Origin of the sequence: Streptomyces chattanoogensis (genome assembly GCF_001294335.1) — a bacterium.
GTDB lineage: Bacteria > Actinomycetota > Actinomycetes > Streptomycetales > Streptomycetaceae > Streptomyces > Streptomyces chattanoogensis.
Map to the genome: position 1 here is coordinate 1 of NZ_LGKG01000081.1, position 390 is coordinate 390.

Here is a 390-nt window from a genome sequence, read left to right on the forward strand (position 1 = left end):
CAGGGACAAGGCCAGCGACGGGTGGATCGGCAACAAGGCTCACGCTGCCAGCACCTCCGGTCACAACCCGGACGAGTCCGGGCGGGCCGAACGGCAGGACGCCGACCGGATCGACGAGGTTCGCGCGCTCGACGTCGACAAGGACCTGCGGGTGTCCGGCCTGACGATGCAGTGGTGCGTGCAGAAGACGCTCGACACCCCGGCGGACCGGCGGCGTCTGATCTACATCATCTGGAACGGCACCATCTGGTCGGCCTCGAACGGCTGGAAGCCCCGGACGTACACCGGGTCGAACAAGCACACCCTCCACGCCCACTACAGCGGGCATCCGGACTACGACAACGACACCGCCCCCTGGGGCATCGAGGAGCTGATCGAGATGGATAAGGC

1 protein-coding gene is annotated in these 390 nt (G+C 66.9%); it reads left to right on the plus strand.

Annotated elements, in window-relative coordinates:
- A partial coding sequence (locus ADL29_RS11080) for a hypothetical protein (protein WP_425424222.1) occupies positions 1 to 390 on the plus strand: 390 nt, incomplete at both ends.